At 47.8% G+C, this 228-nt stretch carries 1 pseudogene; it reads right to left on the bottom strand.

Annotated elements, in window-relative coordinates:
• A pseudogene (locus tag KVT28_RS27625) lies at nucleotides 1–216 on the bottom strand (hydrolase); the annotation flags it as partial.
• Between the last annotated feature and the right edge of the window lie 12 nt (nucleotides 217–228).

The following is a 228-nucleotide window of genomic DNA, read 5'->3' as shown; positions in this document are numbered from 1 at the left end:
CGGCTGCGTTTCGTCTTTCGTTGCACCGCTCAGAGTTAGCGCTATAAGCCGTAACGTAGCAAACATAACACCGCTACCTGCAAGTGAATTACCGACAATACCCAGTCCTTTGCGCGTTAACGTTGAAAAGTGATCTAGACGGGTTAATCCGTAGCCGACACGCAGTTCGCTGATAGGAGTGAGTGCCAGACTTCCACCCAATTTTTTAAGTGCCATAAGATGATGATT

Source organism: Pantoea sp. GbtcB22, from assembly GCF_019091025.1.
GTDB classification, from domain to species: domain Bacteria; phylum Pseudomonadota; class Gammaproteobacteria; order Enterobacterales; family Enterobacteriaceae; genus Pantoea; species Pantoea leporis.
Note: the sequence above shows the minus strand (reverse complement) of the source record. Positions and strands in the feature narration are given on the sequence as shown.